Genomic DNA, 21,413 nt, shown 5'->3' with positions numbered 1-21,413 from the left:
AGAGGAAGGAGCGGAAGGCGTCGGCGCCCGGTCAGCGTTGAGGCGTGGCGGCGACGCCGGGCGGGCGTTGCAGCCCGATCCCGTTCAGCAGTGCCCCGGCAATGCCGTTGGCGACGCTGCTGCCACCGCCGCCCGGACCTGCCCCGGGGCCGACCGGACGGGGGCCGGGCAGGCCGCCGGCCGGGGCGGCGGGGGCGATCATGCCGGCGTCCATCGTCAGCACCGTGTCGGCCAGCGTCAGGTGGCTCGGCCGGTGGGTGACCAGGAAGATGGTGCTGTGGCCGCGCAGCGCGGCGAGCGCCGCGTGCAGGGCCTTGTCGCCCTCGAAATCCAGCCGGCTCGCCGGCTCGTCCAGCAGCAGGATGCGCGGCCGGCGGATATAGGCGCGGGCCAGACAGATCTTCTGGGTCAGGCTGGGCGACAGGCGCAGCGACTGGTTGTCGCCGATGCGGGTGTCCAGTCCGCGCGGCAGCGTCTCCACCTCGTCCAGCGCGCCGGCCAGCGACAGCGCCCAGCGCAGCTCGGCCTCGTCGGCGGTCTGGTCGGCGAAGCGCAGGTTCTGGGCGATGGTGCCGTAGAACAGCGAGCTGGCCTGCGGCACATAGCCGATCGACTTGCGCAGGTCGACCGGGTCCATCTGGCGGATGTCGACGCCGTCGACCCGCACATTGCCGGCCTGCGGCGCATAGAGCCCCAGCATCACCTTCAGCAGCGACGATTTGCCGGCACCGTCCGGCCCGACGATGGCGACGATCTGCCCCGGCTTGACGGTGAAGCTCACGCCGACCAGCGCCGGATCGGCATCGTTGCGGTAGCGCAGCGACACGCGGGAGAAGGACACCTCGCCCTTCAGCCGGCGCGGCTGCAAGGTGGCGCAGCGCGGCTCGCGCTCCGGCCGGATGCTCATCAGGCCGTTGATCTGGCGGGCGTTGGCGCGCAGCTGCTCGATGCGCGGCAGCATGGAGACGGCGGTCTGCAACGGCACCATCACCCGCCACAGCAGCATCATCGACGCCATCAGCGCGCCCGGCGTCATGGTGCCGGCGAAGACCTGCATGGCGCCGACGCCGACGGTGGCGAGCCCGGCGACCGGCACCACCAGCCCGGCCAGCGCCGCATGGGTCGCCGACAGGTTGGCGGCGGTGTGGCCCGAGCGGGCGGTGCGGGCCGACAGCCGGTCATAACGGTCGCGCCAGTGGGCCAGCCCGCCGATGGCGCGCAGCGCCGGCATCTTGGCGACCATCTCGACGAAGAATTCCTGCCGCTCGGTGTCGGCCCGCGCGGTGGTGCCGGTGCGGGCGCGCACCAGCGGGTGGACGGCGCCGCCGATGGCGGCGGTCACCAGCACGGCAGCCAGCGGCACCAGCGCCAGCGGCCCGCCCAGCACCCCCATCACGCCCAGGTAGAGCAGGGCGAAGGGCACGTCGAACAGGGCGGCGACCTGCCCCTGGCTGATGAAGTCGCGGATCGATTCCAGATCCTTCACCCGGGCGATCTGCGTGCCGATGGCCGCCCGCTCGCTCATGCCCACTGGCAGCATCAGGATGCGCTCGATGGTGGCGTTGCTGATGCTGCGGGCGATGCGCGACCCGGCATGGGCCAGCGCCCGGCCGCGGATCTGGCGCAGGGCGAAATCGCCGGCGATCACCAGGAAGGCGCCGACGGCGATGGTCGCCAGCGTGTCGAACGACCCGGTGCCGATCACCTTGTCATAGACCGCCATGGTGAAGAGCGGGGCGGCGACCGACAGCACATTGATGACCGCGCTCAGCCCCAGCACCGCCCACAGCAGCGGGAAATAGGCATGGATGACCGTGCCGACCCAGTTCTGGCTGCCGGCGCCGGCAGCGGTCTCCAGCGGCGTGAAGACGTAAGCCGTTCCCTTGCCGAAATTCAGCAGCACCGTCTCGCGCGACCGGCCGCTGAAGGCGGTGACGCCGTCGGCATCGGCGGACAGCAGCGTGTAGATGCCGCCGTCGCGGGCGCGGAACAGGCAGGGCAGCAGCGACGGCTCCGGCCGGCCGAGGTCGAAGCGCAGGCTGCGCCCCTCGAAATGCAGGCGCTGGAGCACGTCGCACAGCTCCTCCACCGTCTGCACCTCGGAGAAGTGGGGCAGGGCCTCCGCCAGCGTCTGCGGTGCACCGCGCCAGCCCAGGGCGTCCAGCAGCGGGACCATGCAGGCGCCGACCGCCGAGGCTTCGGCCAGCCGGCGGCGCAGGATGTCGCCGTCGTCATGGGCGGCCCGGATCGGCTCCGCATCGGGCTTGGGGGCGGGCTTGGGGGGCTCTTCGTCCGCCGGGACGGCGGGGGAGGTGGCGATCAGGGCCGGCTGTGCGCCGATGCTCCCAGGGCCTCCCTCTGCGGCCGGATTGCGGGCGACGGCATGGCCGTCGACGATCTGCACCACCCGGTCGGCCAGCGACAGCAGCGACGGGCGGCTGCTGACCAGCAGGATGGTGACGCTGCCGCGCAGCTCGTCCAGCGCGCGGCGGAACGCCTTGTCGGACTCGACGTCGAGGGAGGAGTTCGGCTCGTCCAGCAGCAGCACCGCCGGCTCGCGCACCAGCGCGCGGGCAAGGCAGATCATCTGGCGGGCGCCGCGCGGCAGCGCCTCCTGCGAGGCGTCGCCGACGATGGTCTCATAGCCCTGCGGCAGGCTGGCGATCCGGCGGTCGAGGCCCAGGCGCCGGCAGACCTCCATCGCCAGATCGGCCCGGCTGGGGTCGAACAGCGTCAGGTTCTGCAGGATGGTGCCTTTGAACAGCTCCGGATGCTCGCCGACATAGACGACGCCGCCGATGCCGATCATGGCGTCGGCGCCCGCCAGGGTGCGCACGCCGACCCGCACCTCGCCCGCGGTCGGGCGCAGCACGCCCAGGATCAGGCGCAGCAGCGTCGTCTTGCCCGAACTGTTGGTCGCCACCACGCCGAGGAATTCGCCCGGCCCGACGCTCAGCGACAGGCTGCTCAGGATCTCCGGCCCGCGGTCGTAGGCGAAGCCGACCTTGTCCATCTCGATGGAGCCGGGGGCCAGCGGCGTGGCGAGCGAGCGCTCGCCTTCCGCCTTGGTGTCGTGGTGCCGCTGAGGCGCAGCCCGGTCCGATCCGACCTCCAGCAGGACATGGCCGATGCGGCGCAGGGCCAAAGACACCGACTGGTAGCGGACCCAGCGATCGAACAGCGCCTGCACCGGCTGCACGCAGCGCCCGGCCAGCATCGAGCAGGCGGTCAGCACACCGGTGGTCATCGCCCCGTCGATCACCGACACGCTGCCCAGCAGCACCACCAGCATCATCGTCGCCTGCGCCAGCGTGCCGGCAACGACGGAGGCGGAGCCGCTGAGGCGGGCGACGGCGAAATCCTCCTCGCTGCACCCCTGTTGCAGGCGTTCATGGCGGCGCAGCAGGCCGGCCTCTGCCCCCAGCCCCTTCACGGTGTGAACGCCGCCCAGCACCTCGCTGATGAAGTTCAGGCGCCGCTCCTCCAGCGTGTGGCGGCTTTCCAGCGCCCGGCGCATGCGCCGGCCCAGCACCGCGCCGACGATCAGGAACAGCCCCAGCACCGCCAGCGGGATCACCGCCAGCCAGCCGGCCAGCAGGGCGATCAGGCTGAGGTAGAGAACGGCGAAGGGGATGTCGATGGCCGATTGCAGCGCTTGGCCCGAATAGAATTCCCGCACCAGCTTGATGGCGCGGTAGACCTCGAAATGGGTGCCGATGCCCTGCTGGGAAAAGGCGTTCAGCGGCATGTGCATCAGCCGGTCGATCAGCGACGCGCTCGACTGGTGCTCGATCCTCGCCCCCATCCAGGTGGTCAGCGCCGAGCGCGCGACCCGCAGGATGGCTTCCATCACCGCCGCCGCTCCGCAGCCGATGCCGAGCAGAAGCATGGTGCCGTAGGATTCGTTCGGCAGGATGCGGTCGTAGACATGCAGCAGCGTGACCGGAAGGGCCAGCCCGAAGATGTTCAGCGCGAAGGAGGCCAGGATCAGCATCGCCCGGTCCCGGCGCGGACCCAGCATGCCCGACAGCAGGCGCCGCGCAGCCGTCTCGGCCGCCCGGTCACGGTCGGCCTGATCGCGCTTCGACCCGTTGCGCCCCGATGAGATGGTCGCCGGGGCGGCGGGCGGTGCGGTGGGGGGAGCGGGCGGAGCGGCGGATTGCAAAACGACCAACCTGTTCACGGAGTTAACCGGGCGCTAATCAACACCATAATTGCTAGTGATAGGTAAATCCGCGAATAGCAACAAAAGGCAACCGAGTGACAAAGCGCCTGCCGCGCGGCCCTTCGGAGTTTGCTCGAAGGCGGTAAAAACCCAAGCGTCCCAAGGGAATTCGTTGCTGGCGGATGCTCGCGGCGGGGTGGACGCGATGGCCGGTTCAGCGTCCAAGCTGTTGAAACTCATCACAGGATGTTTCTTATCACAAGCAAGTGAGAGCGCTAGAACCTAGGGTCGTGACGGGTGGCGTGGTGCGATCTTGCACCCGACTTATGGAGCGGTCCGATGGCTGAGGAAGCGGTTCAGGGGAATGTCCCGACGGTCGACGATCGTCAGATCCTGGACGATCTCACCCTTCTCCAGCAGGTCGACGGCACCCGGCTGGGCGGCGTCATCCATGAGGCGGGCACCGTCCAGTTGCAGCGGCCGGACGATACGCTGGGCTACGTCCAGACCGACTATCGCGGTGCCGAGGATCTGATGGTCGGCGGCGCGGTCCAGACCGGGACCGTCGTCGGCGAGGCCGTGGCGGTCACCACCGATCAGGCGGTGAACGCACTGCTTCTGGACGGCGACGTACTGCGCACCGAAGGCACCCGCGGTTCCGGCCCGACCGGTCCCGAAGGCTCTGGCATCTCGGATGGCGAGCGGCGCGAGGCCGGCGAAAAGACGGTGGAACGGGCGGAGCTGCTGTCGAACGCGCGCACGACCTCGACCTACGACCCGCTTGAGGCCGCGCAGTCGGCCATTCCCATGCCCGGCTCGCCCAATCAGGTGATCGACGACGGAACCGTTCCCAATGCCGAGGGCGTGACCATCCTCCAGGACGGCGCGGCGGCTACCGCCGCCATCGCCGCCAACATCGCTGCCGGCATCGCCACCCCCACGACATCGGCCCAGGGGACTGCGCAGACGCCGGTGTCCGACACGCCCAGCCTGACGGTGAACGGGGTGTCGGGCGACGAGGACAGTGCCATCGCCCTGAACATTGCCGCCGCCCTGACCGACACCGGCGGGACGGAGGTGCTGACCGTCACCCTGGCCGGCATCCCGGACGGTGCTATTCTGCGCGACGCCTCCGGCACGGTGCTGACGGTGGTGAACGGCAGCATCGTGCTGACCGCCTCGCAGATCCCGGGCCTGACGCTGACCCCGCCGCCCGACAGCGGTGACAGCTTCAGCCTGACCGTGACGGCCACCAGCACCGACGGCACCGCCGCGCCCAGCAGCGTCACCGCCATGCTGCCGGTTACCGTCAACCCGGTTTCCGACACGCCGACGCTCAGCGTCTCCGCCATCAGCGGTTCCGAGGACACGGCGATCCCGCTGACCATCAGCCCGGCCCTGACCGACACCGACGGGTCGGAGGCGCTGACGGTCACCATTGCCGGCATTCCAACCGGTGCGGTCCTGACCAACGCGGCCGGCGACGTGCTGACGATTTCCGGCGGCTCCATCACCCTGACGCCGGGCCAACTCGCCGGTCTGGCGATCACCCCGCCGCTGAACAGCGACGCCGACTTCACGCTGACCGTCACCGCCACCAGCCGCGACGGCACCGCCGCCCCGGCCAGCACCAGCCTGCCGCTGCCGGTCACGGTGAATCCGGTGACCGACACCCCGACGCTGAGTGTCGCCGCAGCGACCGGCAACGAAGACTCCGCGATTCCGCTGACGATCACCCCCGCGCTGACCGATACCGACGGGTCGGAAACGCTGAGCATCACCATCAGCGGTATCCCCGCCGGTGCCAGCCTCGCCAATGCGGCCGGCGATACGCTGTCGATCAGCAACGGTTCGGTCACGCTGACGCCCAGCCAACTGGCGGGCCTGAAGATCACGCCGCCGGCCAACAGCGACGTCGACTTCGCTCTGACCGTCACCACGACCGCGCGGGACGGCAACGCCGCGCCGGTGAGTGTCAGTGCGCCGCTGGTGGTGACGGTCAACCCGGTCACGGATACGCCGACGCTCAGCGTCGCCGCCGCCCGTGGCGACGAGGACACGGGTATTCCGCTGGTCATCAATCCGGCCTTGACGGACACGGACGGTTCGGAATCGCTGAGCATCACCATCAGCGGCATTCCGACCGGCGCGAGCCTCAAGAACACGGCCGGTGACACGCTGACGATCAGCAACGGCTCGATCACGCTGTCGCCCGGCCAGCTTGCCGGCCTGAAGATCACGCCGCCGGCCAACAGCGACGTCGACTTCACGCTGACCGTCACCGCCACCGCCCGGGATGGCGGTGCCGATCCGGTCAGCGTCAGCGCGCCCCTGGCGGTCACGGTGAACCCGGTCACCGACACGCCGACGCTGAGCGTCACGGCGGCCACCGGCACCGAAGACAGCGCCATTCCGCTGACCATCACGCCGGCCCTGACGGATCTGGACGGCTCGGAAACACTGACGATCACCATCGCCGGCATCCCGACCGGTGCCGTGCTGACCAACACGGCGGGCGAGGTCCTGACCATTTCCGGCGGGTCGATCACCCTGACGCCGGGCCAACTGGCCGGCTTGGCGATCACCCCGCCGTCGAACAGCGATGCGGACTTCACGCTGACCGTCACGGCGACGGCAAAGGACGGTGTCGCCGATCCGGTCTCCGTGACGCAGACGCTGCCGGTGACCGTCAGCCCGGTGACGGACACCCCGACTCTGTCCGTGTCCGCCGCCTGGGGGAGTGAAGACACCGCCATTGCACTGACGATCACTCCGGCTCTGACCGACGCCGACGGCTCGGAGACGCTGACAATCACCGTCGCCGGTGTTCCCGCCGGGGCGACGCTCAGCGCCGGCACTTCCGTTCCCCAACCGGACGGCACCATCACCTGGACCCTGACCAAGGATCAGTTGGCCGGTCTGACCATCACGCCGCCGACCAACAGCGACGTCGACTTCACCCTGACCGTCACCGCGACCGCTCAGGACGGCACCGCCGCTCCGGTGAGCGTCAGCGTGCCCCTGTCGGTCACCGTGGACCCGGTGACCGACACTCCGACGCTGAGTGTCGCTGCGGCGACCGGCAACGAAGACAGCGCCATCCCGCTGACGATCACTCCGGCGCTGACCGACACGGACGGGTCGGAGGCGCTGACGATTACCATCAGCGGCATTCCCAGTGGCGCCACTCTTGGCAACGCGGCTGGCAACACGCTGACGATCGGTAACGGCTCGATCACGCTGACGCCGGAGCAGCTTGCCGGCCTGAAGATCACTCCGCCGGCCAACAGCGATGCCGACTTCACCCTGACCGTGACCGCGACCGCAAAGGACGGCGTAGCCGCTCTGGTCAGTGTCAGCACGCCACTGGCGGTGACGGTCAATCCGGTGTCGGACACGCCCACCCTTGCCGTCACCGCTGCGCGCGGCGACGAGGACACCACGATCCCGCTGACCATCAGCCCGGCGCTGACCGACACCGACGGGTCGGAAGTTCTGAGCATCAGTATTTCCGGCGTTCCCGCGGGGGCGATGCTCAGTGCCGGCACGTCGGTCACCGAAGCCAACGGCACGACGACCTGGACCCTGACGCCGCAGCAGCTTGCCGGCCTGAAGATCACGCCGCCGTCGAACAGCGACGTGGATTTCGATCTGACAGTCACCGCGATCGCGCAGGACCGCAACGCGCCGGTCGCGACGGCGACGCAGACCCTGCATGTCACGGTCGATCCGGTGACCGACACGCCGACGCTGAGCGTTACTGCTGTCACCGGCAATGAAGACACTGCGATTCCGCTGACGATCACTCCGGCGCTGACCGATCTCGATGGGTCGGAGACGCTGACGATCACTATCAGCGGCATCCCGGCTGGCGCCGGCCTCAGCAATACGGCCGGCAACACGCTGACCATCAGCAACGGTTCGATCACGCTGACGCCGGATCAGCTTGCCGGCCTCAAGATCACCCCGCCGCTGAACAGCGATGCTGATTTCACCCTAACCGTCACGGCGACTGCCAAGGATGGTGTCGCCGTCCCTGTTTCGGTGACGCAGTCGCTGCCGGTGACCGTCAGTGCGGTGTCGGATGCGCCCGTGCTGACCGTTCAGGCGGCGACCGGCAACGAAGACAGCGCCATCCCGCTGACGATCACCCCGGCGCTGACCGACACCGACGGGTCGGAGGTGCTGACCGTCACCATTGCCGGGATTCCGTCCGGCGCCACTCTCGCCAACACGGCCGGCGACACGCTGACCATCAGCAACGGCTCGATCACCCTGACGCCGGGCCAACTGGCCGGCTTGAAGATCACGCCGCCGGTGAACAGCGACGCCGACTTCACCCTGACCATCACCGCGACCTCCAAGGACGGTAGCGCCGCCGTGGCGAACACCAGTGCGCCGCTGCTGGTCGTCGTCAATCCGGTGTCCGACACCCCGACCCTGTCCGTGTCCGCCGCCCGCGGCGATGAAGACACCGCCATCCCGCTGACCATCAGCCCGGCGCTGACCGACACCGACGGGTCGGAGGCGCTGACCATCAGGATTTCCGGCGTGCCGGCCGGGGCGACGCTCAGCGCCGGCAGTTCGGTCACCGAAGCCAACGGTACGACGACCTGGACGCTGACGCCGCAGCAGCTTGCCGGTCTGAAGATCACGCCGCCGCACAACAGCGACGTGGATTTCGACCTGACGGTTACCGCGATCGCGCAGGACCGCAACGCGCCGGTCGCGACGGCGACGCAGACTCTGCATGTCACGGTCGACCCGGTCACCGACACGCCGACGCTGACGGTTTCCGCCCCCACCGGCAATGAAGACACTGCGATTCCGCTGACGATCACTCCGGCGCTGACCGATCTCGATGGGTCGGAGACGCTGACGATCACCATCAGCGGCATCCCGACCGGTGCGGTGCTGACCAATACCGCGGGCAACACGCTGACCATCAGCAACGGTTCGATCACGCTGACGCCGGAGCAGCTTGCCGGTCTGAAGATCACGCCGCCGCTGAACAGAGACGACGACTTTACCCTGACCGTCACGGCGACGGCCAAGGATGGCAGCGCCAGCCCGGTTTCGGTGACGCAGACTCTGCCGGTGACGGTCAACCCGGTGTCGGATACCCCGACCCTGTCCGTGTCCGCCGCCCGCGGTGACGAAGACACCGCCATCCCGCTGACGATCAGCCCGGCGCTGACCGACACCGACGGGTCGGAGACGCTGACCATCAGGATTTCCGGCGTTCCCGCCGGGGCGACGCTCAGTGCCGGCACGTCGGTCACCGAAGCCAACGGTACGACGACCTGGACGCTGACGCAGCAGCAGCTTGCCGGGCTGAAGATCACGCCGCCGTCGAACAGCGACGTGGATTTCGACCTGACGGTCACCGCGATCGCGCAGGACCGCAACGCGCCGGTCGCGACGGCGACGCAGACCCTGCATGTCACGGTCGATCCGCTCACCGACACGCCGACGCTGACCGTTTCCGCTGTCACCGGCAATGAAGACACTGCGATTCCGCTGACGATCGCCCCGGCGCTGACCGATCTCGACGGGTCGGAAACGCTGACGATCACCATCAGCGGCATCCCGACCGGTGCGGTGCTGACCAATACCGCGGGCAACACGCTGACCATCAGCAACGGTTCGATCACGCTGACGCCGGAGCAGCTTGCCGGTCTGAAGATCACGCCGCCGCTGAACAGAGACGACGACTTTACCCTGACCGTCACGGCGACGGCCAAGGACGGCGTCGCCGACCCCGTCTCGGTGACGCAGACTCTGCCGGTGACCGTCAACCCGGTGTCGGATGCGCCGACGCTGAGCGTCACTGCGGCGACCGGCAATGAAGACAGCGCCATTCCGCTGACCATCACCCCGGCCCTGACCGACACCGACGGGTCGGAGCTGCTGACGATCCGCATCACCGGCATCCCTGGCGGGGCGATCCTCGCCAACACGCTGAACGGCACGTTGACGGTCACCAACGGTTCGATCACGCTCAATCCGGATCAGCTTGCCGGTCTGAAGATCACACCGCCGTCGAACAGCGACGACGACTTCACCCTATCGGTGACCGCCGTCGCCAAGGATGGCAGCGCCGCGGAGGCGACCACGACCAAGTCTCTTGTGGTGACGGTCAATCCGGTGACGGACACCCCGACGCTGAGCGTCACCGCCGCGTCCGGCAACGAGGATACAGGCATCCCACTGGACATCCGTTCGGCCCTGACCGACACCGATGGGTCGGAGACGCTGACAATCACCATCAGCGGCATCCCGACCGGTGCGGTGTTGACCAACACGGCCGGCGACACGCTGGCGATCAACAACGGCTCGATCACGCTGACTCCGGGGCAGCTTGCCGGTCTGAAGATCACGCCGCCGCTGAACAGTGACGGCACCTTTACCCTGAGCGTCACCGCCACGGCCAAAGACGGCAGCGCCAGCCCGGTTTCGGTGACGCAGACCCTGCCGGTGACGGTCAATCCGGTGACCGACACCCCGACCCTGTCCGTGTCCGCCGCCCGTGGTGACGAAGATACCGCCATCCCGCTGACGATCAGCCCGGCCCTGACCGACACCGACGGGTCGGAGACGCTGAGCATCAGGATTTCCGGCGTTCCCGCCGGGGCGACGCTCAGTGCCGGCACGTCGGTCACCGAAGCCAACGGTACGACGACCTGGACGCTGACGCCGCAGCAGCTTGCCGGCCTGAAGATCACGCCGCCGTCGAACAGCGACGTGGATTTCGATCTGACGGTCACCGCGATCGCGCAGGACCGCAATGCGCCGGTCGCGACCACGACGCAGACCCTGCACGTTACCGTCGACGCGGTCACCGATACGCCGACGCTGTCGGTCGCCGCTGCCACTGGCAACGAAGACACTGCCATTCCGCTGACGATCACCCCGGCCCTGACCGACCTGGACGGGTCGGAGACGCTGAGCATCACGATCAGTGGGATTCCGACCGGTGCCACTCTTGCCAATACGGCCGGCGACACGTTGACGGTCAGCAACGGCTCCATCACGCTGACGCCGACGCAACTCGCGGGGCTGAAGATCACGCCGCCGCTGAATAGTGACGACGACTTTACCCTGACCGTCACGGCGACGGCCAAGGACGGTGTCGCCGATCCGGTCAGCGTCAGCGCCCCTCTGGTCATCACCGTCAACCCGGTGTCGGATACCCCGACCCTGTCCGTGTCCGCCGCCCGCGGTGACGAAGACACCGCCATCCCGCTGACGATCAGCCCGGCGCTGACCGACACCGACGGGTCGGAGACGCTGAGCATCAGGATTTCCGGCGTTCCCGCCGGGGCGACGCTCAGTGCCGGCACGTCGGTCACCGAAGCCAACGGTACGACGACCTGGACGCTGACGCCGCAGCAGCTTGCCGGCCTGAAGATCACGCCGCCGTCGAACAGCGACGTGGATTTCGATCTGACGGTCACCGCGATCGCGCAGGACCGCAACGTGCCGGTCGCGACGGCGACGCAGACCCTGCATGTCACGGTCGACCCGGTCACCGACACGCCGACGCTGACGGTTTCCGCCCCCACCGGCAATGAAGACACTGCGATTCCGCTGACGATCACTCCGGCGCTGACCGATCTCGATGGGTCGGAAACGCTGACGATCACCATCAGCGGCATCCCGACCGGTGCGGTGCTGACCAATACCGCGGGCAACACGCTGACCATCAGCAACGGTTCGATCACCCTGACGCCGGAGCAGCTTGCCGGCCTCAAGATCACGCCGCCGTTGAACAGCGACGACGACTTTACCCTGACCGTCACGGCGACGGCCAAGGACGGCGTCGCCGACCCCGTCTCGGTGACGCAGACTCTGCCGGTGACCGTCAACCCGGTGTCGGATGCGCCGACGCTGAGCGTCACTGCGGCGACCGGCAATGAAGACAGCGCCATTCCGCTGACCATCACCCCGGCCCTGACCGACACCGACGGGTCGGAGCTGCTGACGATCCGCATCACCGGCATCCCTGGCGGGGCGATCCTCGCCAACACGCTGAACGGCACGCTGACGGTCACCAACGGTTCGATCACGCTCAATCCGGATCAGCTTGCCGGGCTGAAGATCACACCGCCGTCGAACAGCGACGACGACTTCACCCTGTCGGTGACCGCCGTTGCCAAGGATGGCAGCGCCGCGGAGGCGACCACGACCAAGTCTCTTGTGGTGACGGTCAATCCGGTGACGGACACCCCGACGCTGAGCGTCACCGCCGCGTCCGGCAACGAGGATACAGGCATCCCGCTGGACATCCGTTCGGCCCTGACCGACACCGACGGGTCGGAGACGCTGAGCATCAAGATCGCCGGCGTTCCGGCCGGGGCGACGCTCAGCGCCGGCACCTATGTCACGGAAAGCAACGGCACCACCACCTGGACCCTGACCCAGGGCCAGCTGTCCGGCCTGAAGATCACGCCCAAGGCCGACAGCGACGTCGACTTCACCCTGACCGTCACCGCGACCGCGACCGACCGCGGCCTGTCCCCGGTCTCGGTGCAGTCGACGCTGGCCGTCACCGTCATCGCGGTGGCCGACAAGCCGACGGTTTCCGTCACCGCCGTCTCCTACGATCTGGGCGTCGGGCAGAACGACACGCTGACCGGGACCGCCGGCAACGACACGCTGTCGGGCGGCGCCGGCAATGACACCATTCAGGGTGGCGCCGGCGACGACCTGATCTATGGCGACGGCAGCGGCACCTTCACCAAAGCCCTGTCCATCACCGCCGCGGTGACCGACACCGACGGGTCGGAATTCATCTCCAAGGTGACGATCACCGGCGTCCCGGCCGGGGCGACGCTGAGCGCCGGCACGCTGAACGCCGACGGCAGCTGGACCCTGACCCAGGCCCAGCTGTCCGGCCTGAAGCTGACCGCCAACGAGGGCGACAGCACCCACCCCATCACCCTCACCGTCGTCTCGACGTCGGAGGAGCGGGAGAATGGCAGCACCGCCGACAGCACGGCCAAGACGCTGACCATCAGCTTCACCAACACGCCGAAGGGCAATGACAGCCTGGACGGCGGCGCCGGCAACGACACCATCTTCGGCGGCGCCGGCAAGGACACCCTGGCCGGCGGCCTCGGCGACGACAGTCTGGACGGCGGCACCGACAACGACACCGTCACCTACGCCGGTTCGGCGACCGCGGTGAATGCGAACCTCGCGACCGGCGTCGCCACCGGCGAAGGCACCGATGCCCTGCGCAATCTGGAGAACGTCACCGGCTCGGCCTTCGACGACGTCATCACCGGCGACGGCGGGGCCAACATCCTGCTCGGCGGTGGCGGCAAGGACACCATCACCGGCGGGGCCGGGACCGATACCATCCATGGGGGCACCGGCGACGACCTGTCGATCTTCACCGTCGGCACCGATGGCGGCAGCTCGTCCGTTCCGGAGCAGCAGGACGGCGATGCCGGCATCGACACCTTCCGGGTGATGCTGACCAGTGCCCAGCTGTCGAACGCGTCGATCCTGGCCGACCTGCGCACCCTGCGTGACCGGATCGAGACGGCGGCGGCCGATCCCAACGCCGCGACCAGGGACACCGACGTCGCCGGTGCCGCCACCCTGGCGGCGCTGGGCATCAAGCTGGCGGATTTCGAGAAGCTGGAGCTGTATGTCGACGGCCAGCCGGTCGATGTCCGCACCGCGCTGAACTACGCCCCGACGGCGACCGCGGCGACCACCACCACCACGGAAGACAATGCCATCTCCGGCCGGCTGGCGGCCACCGACCAGGACACCGTCAACCTCCGCACCGACGAGACGATGACCTTCAAAGGGCCCGGCGTGAACGGCCAGCCGGTGCGCCTGGCGCACGGGACCCTGGTGGTGAATGCCGACGGCACCTTCACCTACACGCCCGACGCCGATTTCAGCGGGACGGAGACCTTCTCCTTCACGGTGACCGATGGCTATGGCGGCACCTCCACCGCCATCCAGACCATCCAGGTGACCCCGGTCGCCGATGCCATCACCCTGACCACGCTGAACGCGCGCGGCGACGAGGACGCGGCCGGCGGCATCGCCATCGCCCCGACCATCAGGCTGAGCGACGTCGATGCCGCCAGCCCGGAGACGGTGGAGACGGTCACTCTGAGCATGTCGGCTTCGCAGCTGGATGTTGCCGGCGCCAGGCTCTACCTGAACGGCACGGAGCTGACGCGCAGCGGGACCGGCACCTACAGCTGGACGATCCCGACCAGCGCCCTGGTGGCGGTCGGCGGATCGGCGGGGACCTGGACAGTCTCCGGACTGAAGATCGTCACCAGCCACAACTCAGACGCGGATCTCACCTACACGCTGACGGTCGGCACCAAGGACAGCACCAGCGCCGGCACGGTGACCGGCACCCAGTCGGCGACCGGCACCATCACGGTGGATGCGGTGGCCGATGCGCCGACCGTGACCGCCGCCGCCGCCGCGACGAACGAGGATACTTCGGTCGCGCTGACGATCACCCCGGCCCTGACCGACACCGACGGGTCGGAGAGCATCGGCTACGTCACCATCTCCGGCGTGCCGGCGGGGGCGAGCCTCAATCTCGGCACCGTGCTGAGCACCCAGGGCGACGGCAGCACCATCTGGAAGGTGAACGCGGCCGATGTCGCGAACCTGCGCCTGACCCCGCCGCACGACTTCTCCGGCACCATCACCCTCAGCGTCGTCGCGACCTCGGTGGAGCGGGATAACGGCTCGACCGCCGATTCCGCGCCGGCGACCCTGTCGGTGACCGTCACCGGCGTTGCCGACGCTCCCATCGTCATCCCCACAGCGGCGACGGGCAACGAGGACAGCGCCATCCCGCTGACCATCGACGCCCACCTGTCCGACCTGACGGGCGAGATGCTGGACCACATCACCATCACCGGCGTGCCGGAGGGGGCGACGCTGTCCGCCGGCATCCACAATGCCGACGGCAGCTGGACCCTGACCCCGGCGCAGCTGACCGGCCTGACCTTCACCCCGCCGCTGAACTATTCCGGCACGGTGACGCTGAAGATCACCGCCACCTCGGTGGAGGGGGCGACCACCGCCACCTCGGCGCAGCAATCGCTGTCGGTCACCGTCAACGCCGTCGCCGACACGCCGGTGCTGTCGGCCTCCGACGCGGTGGGGCGCGAGGACACCGCCATCCCACTGTCGGTGGTCGCCGCCCTGACCGACCGCGACGGTTCGGAAAGCCTCAGCATCCTGGTCGGCGGCGTGCCCACCGGCGCCACGCTGAACCATGGCCACTATGACGCGACACTCGGCAAATGGGTGCTGACCCAGGCCGAGCTGAGCGGCCTGACCATCACCCCGCCGGCCAACTCCAACACCGGCTTCACCCTGACCTTCACCGCGCGGGCGACGGAAGGTTCCAACGGCTCCTTCGCCGACGCGGCGTCGGTCAGCGTCCATGTCGAGGTGCAGGGCGTGGCCGACGTGGTGACGCCGAACGGTGCGCTGAGCGCCCGCGGCGACGAGGACACCGCGATCAACCTGCGGCTCGGCGATCTGGTGATGACCGACAATGACGGGTCGGAACGGCTGTCGCTGGTGGTCAGCAACCTGCCGTCGGGCTCCTGGCTGTCGCTGGCGCCGGGGCACGAGAGCGGTCTGGTCTATCTCGGCAACGGCCGCTGGTCGGTCGATGTGGATTACCGCAACGAACTGACCCTGACGACCAAGCAGGACTTCGCCGGCACCATCTCGCTGAAGGTGGACGTCATCACCACCGACAGCAACGGCGCGCCGATCATCACGGTGCACGGCGTGACCTCCGGCGGGACGCTGAAGGACACCCGCGACCTGACGGTCACCATCGACCCCAAGGCGGACGAGCCGGTCGTTTCCATCGGCGCCAGCGCACTGGAGGACGCCGTCGGCGGCATCCCGCTGACCATCTCGGCGCTGACCAGCGACATCGACCATTCGGAGCAGATCTCCGCCATCGTCATTTCCGGCCTGCCGGCCTGGGCGACGCTGACCAGCAGCGATGCCGGCGCGCTGACCGACAACCATGACGGCAGCTGGACGGTCGATCCGGCCAAGCTCGGCAATCTGCGGCTGATCGTGCCGGCCAACAACGCCGACGACTTCACCATCACCGTCAAGGTGACGGTGGTCGACGGCACCGACAGCCTGACCAGAACCTACACCCCGACTGTCACCGTCACCGCCGTGGCCGACGCGCCGGTGTCGCATGCGGCCGACGGGTCGGCGGTGCCCTACCATGTCGACGACCAGTCGACGGTCGGCGTGCCGGACGGGATGGTGCTGAACCTGAACGCCTTCCTGGCCGACACCGACGGGTCGGAAAAGCTGGCGGTCACCATCAGCGGCGTGCCGAAGGGCACGGTGCTGTCGCGCGGCCTCGACAACGGCAACGGCACCTGGACGCTGACTGCCGACGACTACACCGCGGCACTGGCCGAGGGCGGCCTGAAGCTGACCGTCAAGGATGCGAACGCCACCGGCATCACCCACAGCGTCGACAGCACCACCCATGTCGACACGGCCAGCATCACGCTGACCGTCAACCCCTACAGCATCGAAAGCGAGGGCGACCGCAACACCAGCGTGTCCGACAGCTTCATGGTGAGCTGGACCAGTTCGGCCTCCTCGGGCGGCGGTTCGACCGATCCGGGCAACGGGGGAAACACCGGCGGTGGCACCAGCCCGCCCCCGCCTCCTCCCCCTCCGCCGCCTCCGGTTCCGGATCCCAGCGTCGGCAGCGACCGGCCGGCGGCTGTGACGACCGCCGAGGATACCGCCGTGGCGCTCGGCCTGAAGGACGGCCTGGCGAACTGGCAGGATGTGTCCACCGTCACCCTGTCGGGGATCCCGACGGGTGCCAGCCTGACCAACACGGCCGGCGACACGCTGACCATCACCGGCGGCTCGATCACGCTGACCAGGGCGCAGCTGGATGGCCTCAAGCTGACGCCGCCGTCGAACAGCGATGCCGATTTCACGATCGGCATCGAGGTGGTTTCGGGCAGCAGCAACGCCCACACCACGCTGACCCAGGCGGTGACGGTCACCGCCGTCGCCGACAGCCCGCTGCTGACGGTGCAGCCGGCGTCCGGCAACGAGGACACGGCCATCGCGCTGGACATCACCGCAGCACTGGCCGACACCGACGGGTCGGAGACCCTGGCCAGCATCGTCATCGCAGGCGTGCCGACCGGCGCCACGCTGTCGGCCGGCTATCTGGACTCCACCACCGGGCACTGGGTGCTGACCCCCGGCCAGCTCGCCGGACTGAAGTTCACCCCGCCCCATGACGCCAGCGGGACCATCCAGCTGACGGTGACCGCGGTCTCGCGGGAGACCAGCAACGCTGACCGCGCGACCACGACCAGGACCCTGTCCGTCGAGGTGGCGCCGGTCAGCGATGCGCCCGCCATTTCCGCCACCGCCGCCACCGCGCAGGAGGATCACGCCGCCAGCCTGTCGATCGACGCCGCGGTCACCGATCTGGTCGGCACCGGGGAGGTGATCACCGCCCTACGGGTGACGGTTCCGGCCGGCTTCACCCTGTCGGGCGGCACGTCGCTCGGCAACGGCGTCTACGACCTCACCGGCCTGTCCGCCGGCGATCGCGCGGCGCTGAAGCTGACGCCGCCCGCCAACTATTCCGGCACGGTGACGCTGACGGTGGAGGCGGCTTCCCAGGACGGCACGGCGGCCCCCGCCTGGTCGACCAAGACCGTCTCCGTCACCTACACGGCGGTCGCCGACGCGCCGAACGTCACGGTCCATGACGCGACCGGGGCGGAGGACACCGCCATCGCCCTGAACCTGTCGGCCAGCCTCGTCGACACCGACGGGTCGGAAACCATGGCCGTCATCCTGTCGGGCCTGCCGGCCGGTGCCGTTCTGAACCACGGCTCCAACAACGGCGACGGGTCCTGGACCCTGAAGCCGTCGGAGCTGACCGGCCTGACCGTCACGCCGCCGCGCAACTATTCCGGCGGCATGGACCTGACGCTGACCGCCACCAGCCTGGAAAGCTCGAACAAGGACACGGCGAGCACGACCGCTACCGTCCATGTCGATGTGACCGCGGTCACCGACGCGCCCACCGTCATCGTCGCCAACGCCTCGGGCAGCGAGGACACCGCCATCGCGCTGACCCTGACGGCGGCCCTGGTCGACACCGATGGGTCGGAGACGATGGCCATCGTCCTGTCGGGCCTGCCGGCGGGCGCGGTGCTGATCGATGCGAACGGCACCACCCTGACGCCCACCGCCGGGTCAGTCAGCCTGACCGCCGCCCAGTTGTCCGGGCTGAAGCTGCTGCCGCCGGCCAATGCCGGCATCGATTTCAACCTGACCCTGACGGCGACGACGACGGAAGCCTCCACCGGCGCCACCGCCACCACCAGCCAACTGTTCCGGGTCGGCGTCGATCCGGTCGCCGACCAGCCGATCATCACCTGGGCGCCGCTGGCCGGGACGGAGGACACTGCCGTGCCGCTGAACCTCTCGGTGGCGCTGGCCGACACCGACGGGTCGGAGCGGCTCGGTCTCCTGACGATCACCGGCGTGCCGACGGGCGCGCTGCTGTCGGCCGGCACCCACAATGCCGACGGAAGCTGGACCCTGACGCCGGGCCAGATCAACGGCCTGACCCTGACCCCGCCCGCCAACAGCGACGCACCGATCAATCTGACCGTCACCGCCGTCAGCATCGAGTCCAACGGCAGCACGGCGACCAGGACGGTCACCGTGCCGATCACCCTGACCGCGGTGTCCGACACCCCGACCCTAACCCTGTCCGCCGCGACCGGAAACGAGGACACGAGCATCGCGCTGACGATCACCCCGGCGCTGACCGATCTGGACGGCTCGGAAACGCTGACGGTCACGATCAGCGGCATCCCGACCGGTGCCAGCCTCAGCAACACGGCCGGCGACACCCTGACCATCGGCAACGGTTCGATCACGCTGACGCCGACACAGCTCGCCGGGCTGAAGATCACGCCGCCGTTGAACCGCGACGACGACTTCACCCTGACCGTCACCGCGACCGCTACCGACGGCACCGCCACGCCGGCCAGCACCAGCGCGCCGCTGGTCGTCACGGTGAACCCGGTCACCGACACGCCGACCCTGAGCGTCACGCCCGCCACCGGCGACGAAGACACTCCCATTGCCCTGACGATCACCCCGGCGCTGACCGATACGGATGGCTCGGAGACGCTGAGCATCACCATCAGCGGAATCCCGACCGGCGCCACCCTGACCAACAGTGCCGGCAACACGCTGACCATCAGCAACAATTCGATCACCCTGACCCAAGCCCAACTGGCCGGGCTGGCGATCAAGCCGCCGTCGAACAGCGATGCCGACTTCAATCTGACCGTGACCGCCACCGCCAGGGACGGCAGCGCCGCTCCGGTTTCCGTCACCTCGACCCTGGCAGTGACCGTCAACCCGGTGTCCGACGCCCCGACCCTGACCGTGTCGGCGGCGACGGGCGATGAAGATACGGCGATCCCGCTGTCCATCACCTCGGCCCTGACCGACAGTTCGGAGGTGCTGAGCATCACCATTGCCGGCATTCCGACCGGTGCCACCCTGATCAACAGCGCCGGCAACAGCCTGACGGTCAGCGGCGGCAGCATCACCCTGACTCCGGCCCAACTGGCCGGGCTGAAGATCATGCCGCCGCAGAACGACCACACCGGCTTCACCCTGACCGTCACCGCCACCTCCACCGACGGCAGCGCCGCTCCGGCCTCCACCGTGGCGCAGCTACCGGTCACGGTCCGGGCGGTCTCCGATACGCCGACCTTGCAGGTAGACCCGGCCTCGGTGACGGAGGACGGCACGGTCGCCCTGTCGATCACCCCGGCCCTGACCGACCCGTCGGAGGTGCTGAGCGTCACCATCGCCGACATCCCGACCGGCGCCCACCTGTCGAACACGGCGGGCGACACGCTGACCATCGTCAACGGCTCGATCACGCTGACGCCGGACAAGCTGGCCGGCCTTGCGATCACACCGCCGCATGACAGCGGCAGCAGCTTCACCCTGTCGGTTACCGCTACCTCGACCGACGGCAATGCCACGCCGGCGAGCCTTACCCGCTCGCTCGCGGTGACGGTGACGCCGGTCGCCGACACGCCGACGCTGACCACACCGGCCGTCCATGGCTCGGAGGATACGGCGATCCCGCTGACCATCACCGCCGCCTCCACCGATACGGACGGGTCGGAGACGGTGACGGTGCTGATCACCGGCATGCCCACCGGCGCCAGCCTGAACCACGGCACCCACAACAGCGACGGCAGCTGGACCCTCAGCGCGTCGGACCTGACCGGCCTGACCTACACCCCGCCCACCAACGCCAACGGCACCGTCACCCTATCGGTCACCGCGACCGCCCAGGACGGGTCCAGCAGTGCGGCGGTGACGCAGACGCTTGCCGTGACGGTCGATCCGGTGAACGACAAGCCGACACTGGCCGCCGCCCACGCCACCACCGTGATCGCCGCCGACGCCACCGACCATCCGGCCGTGGTCTCCGACGCGACGATCACCGATGTGGACAGCAGCGTCATGTCCGGCATGTCGATCCGGATTTCCGCCGGGTCGCAGACCGGCGACACGCTGAACCTCGACAGCCTGACCATCGCCACCGATGCGTCGACCGGGCGCAAGACGGTGGCCGGCACCGGGATCGAGGTCAGCTGGGACGACACCAATCATCAGCTGTCGCTGTCCGGCACGGCGTCGACCGCGACCTACAGCGACATCCTCCACCATCTGGCCCTGACGCCGAATGGCGGCGGTCCCCGGACGCTGGAGGTGACGGTCAGCGACGATCAGGGGCTGTCCAGCGATCCGCTGGCGGTGCAGGTGCTGGTCTCCACCAGTGCGACGATGACCGGCAGCTCAGGCGCGGACATCCTGCATGCCGGCGCCGGAACGACCAGCATGTCCGGCGGGGCCGGTGACGACCTGTTCGTCTTCGCCCCGCGCGGCGGCGACCTGACCATCAATGGCGGGGTGGGCTGGACCGACGTGGTGGAGGTCGGCGCCTTCGTCGCCAACGCCGGCACCAACTGGCTGCAACAGCTCGACGGGCATGCCTACACCCTGGACCCGTCCGGCCACGGCCTGACCTTCACCCAGGAGACGACCGTCACGCTGGAGGACCAGAACCATCACCAGCTGGTGTTGCAGAACATCGAACGGCTGACGTTCTGAT

At 69.0% G+C, this 21,413-nt stretch carries 2 protein-coding genes; one reads left to right on the top strand and one right to left on the bottom strand.

Going from position 1 to position 21,413, the window contains the following annotated elements:
* Positions 1 to 31: 31 nt before the first annotated feature.
* Complete coding sequence (locus J2848_RS20390; RefSeq protein ID WP_246194444.1) at positions 32 to 4,183, bottom strand: peptidase domain-containing ABC transporter; 4,152 nt, start codon at positions 4,181 to 4,183, stop codon at positions 32 to 34.
* A 321-nt stretch (positions 4,184 to 4,504) separates the two neighbouring features.
* Between J2848_RS20390 and J2848_RS20385 the strand changes: the two genes are divergently transcribed.
* The gene (locus tag J2848_RS20385; protein WP_149235194.1) at positions 4,505 to 21,412 is read left to right on the top strand and encodes a tandem-95 repeat protein; all 16,908 of its coding nucleotides are present in this window, start codon (positions 4,505 to 4,507) and stop codon (positions 21,410 to 21,412) included.
* Position 21,413: the final 1 nt, after the last annotated feature.

It is taken from the genome of Azospirillum lipoferum (genome assembly GCF_024170005.1).
GTDB classification, from domain to species: domain Bacteria; phylum Pseudomonadota; class Alphaproteobacteria; order Azospirillales; family Azospirillaceae; genus Azospirillum; species Azospirillum lipoferum.
The sequence above is the reverse complement of the archived record's forward strand: the minus strand, read 5'-3'. Positions and strand labels throughout refer to the sequence as shown.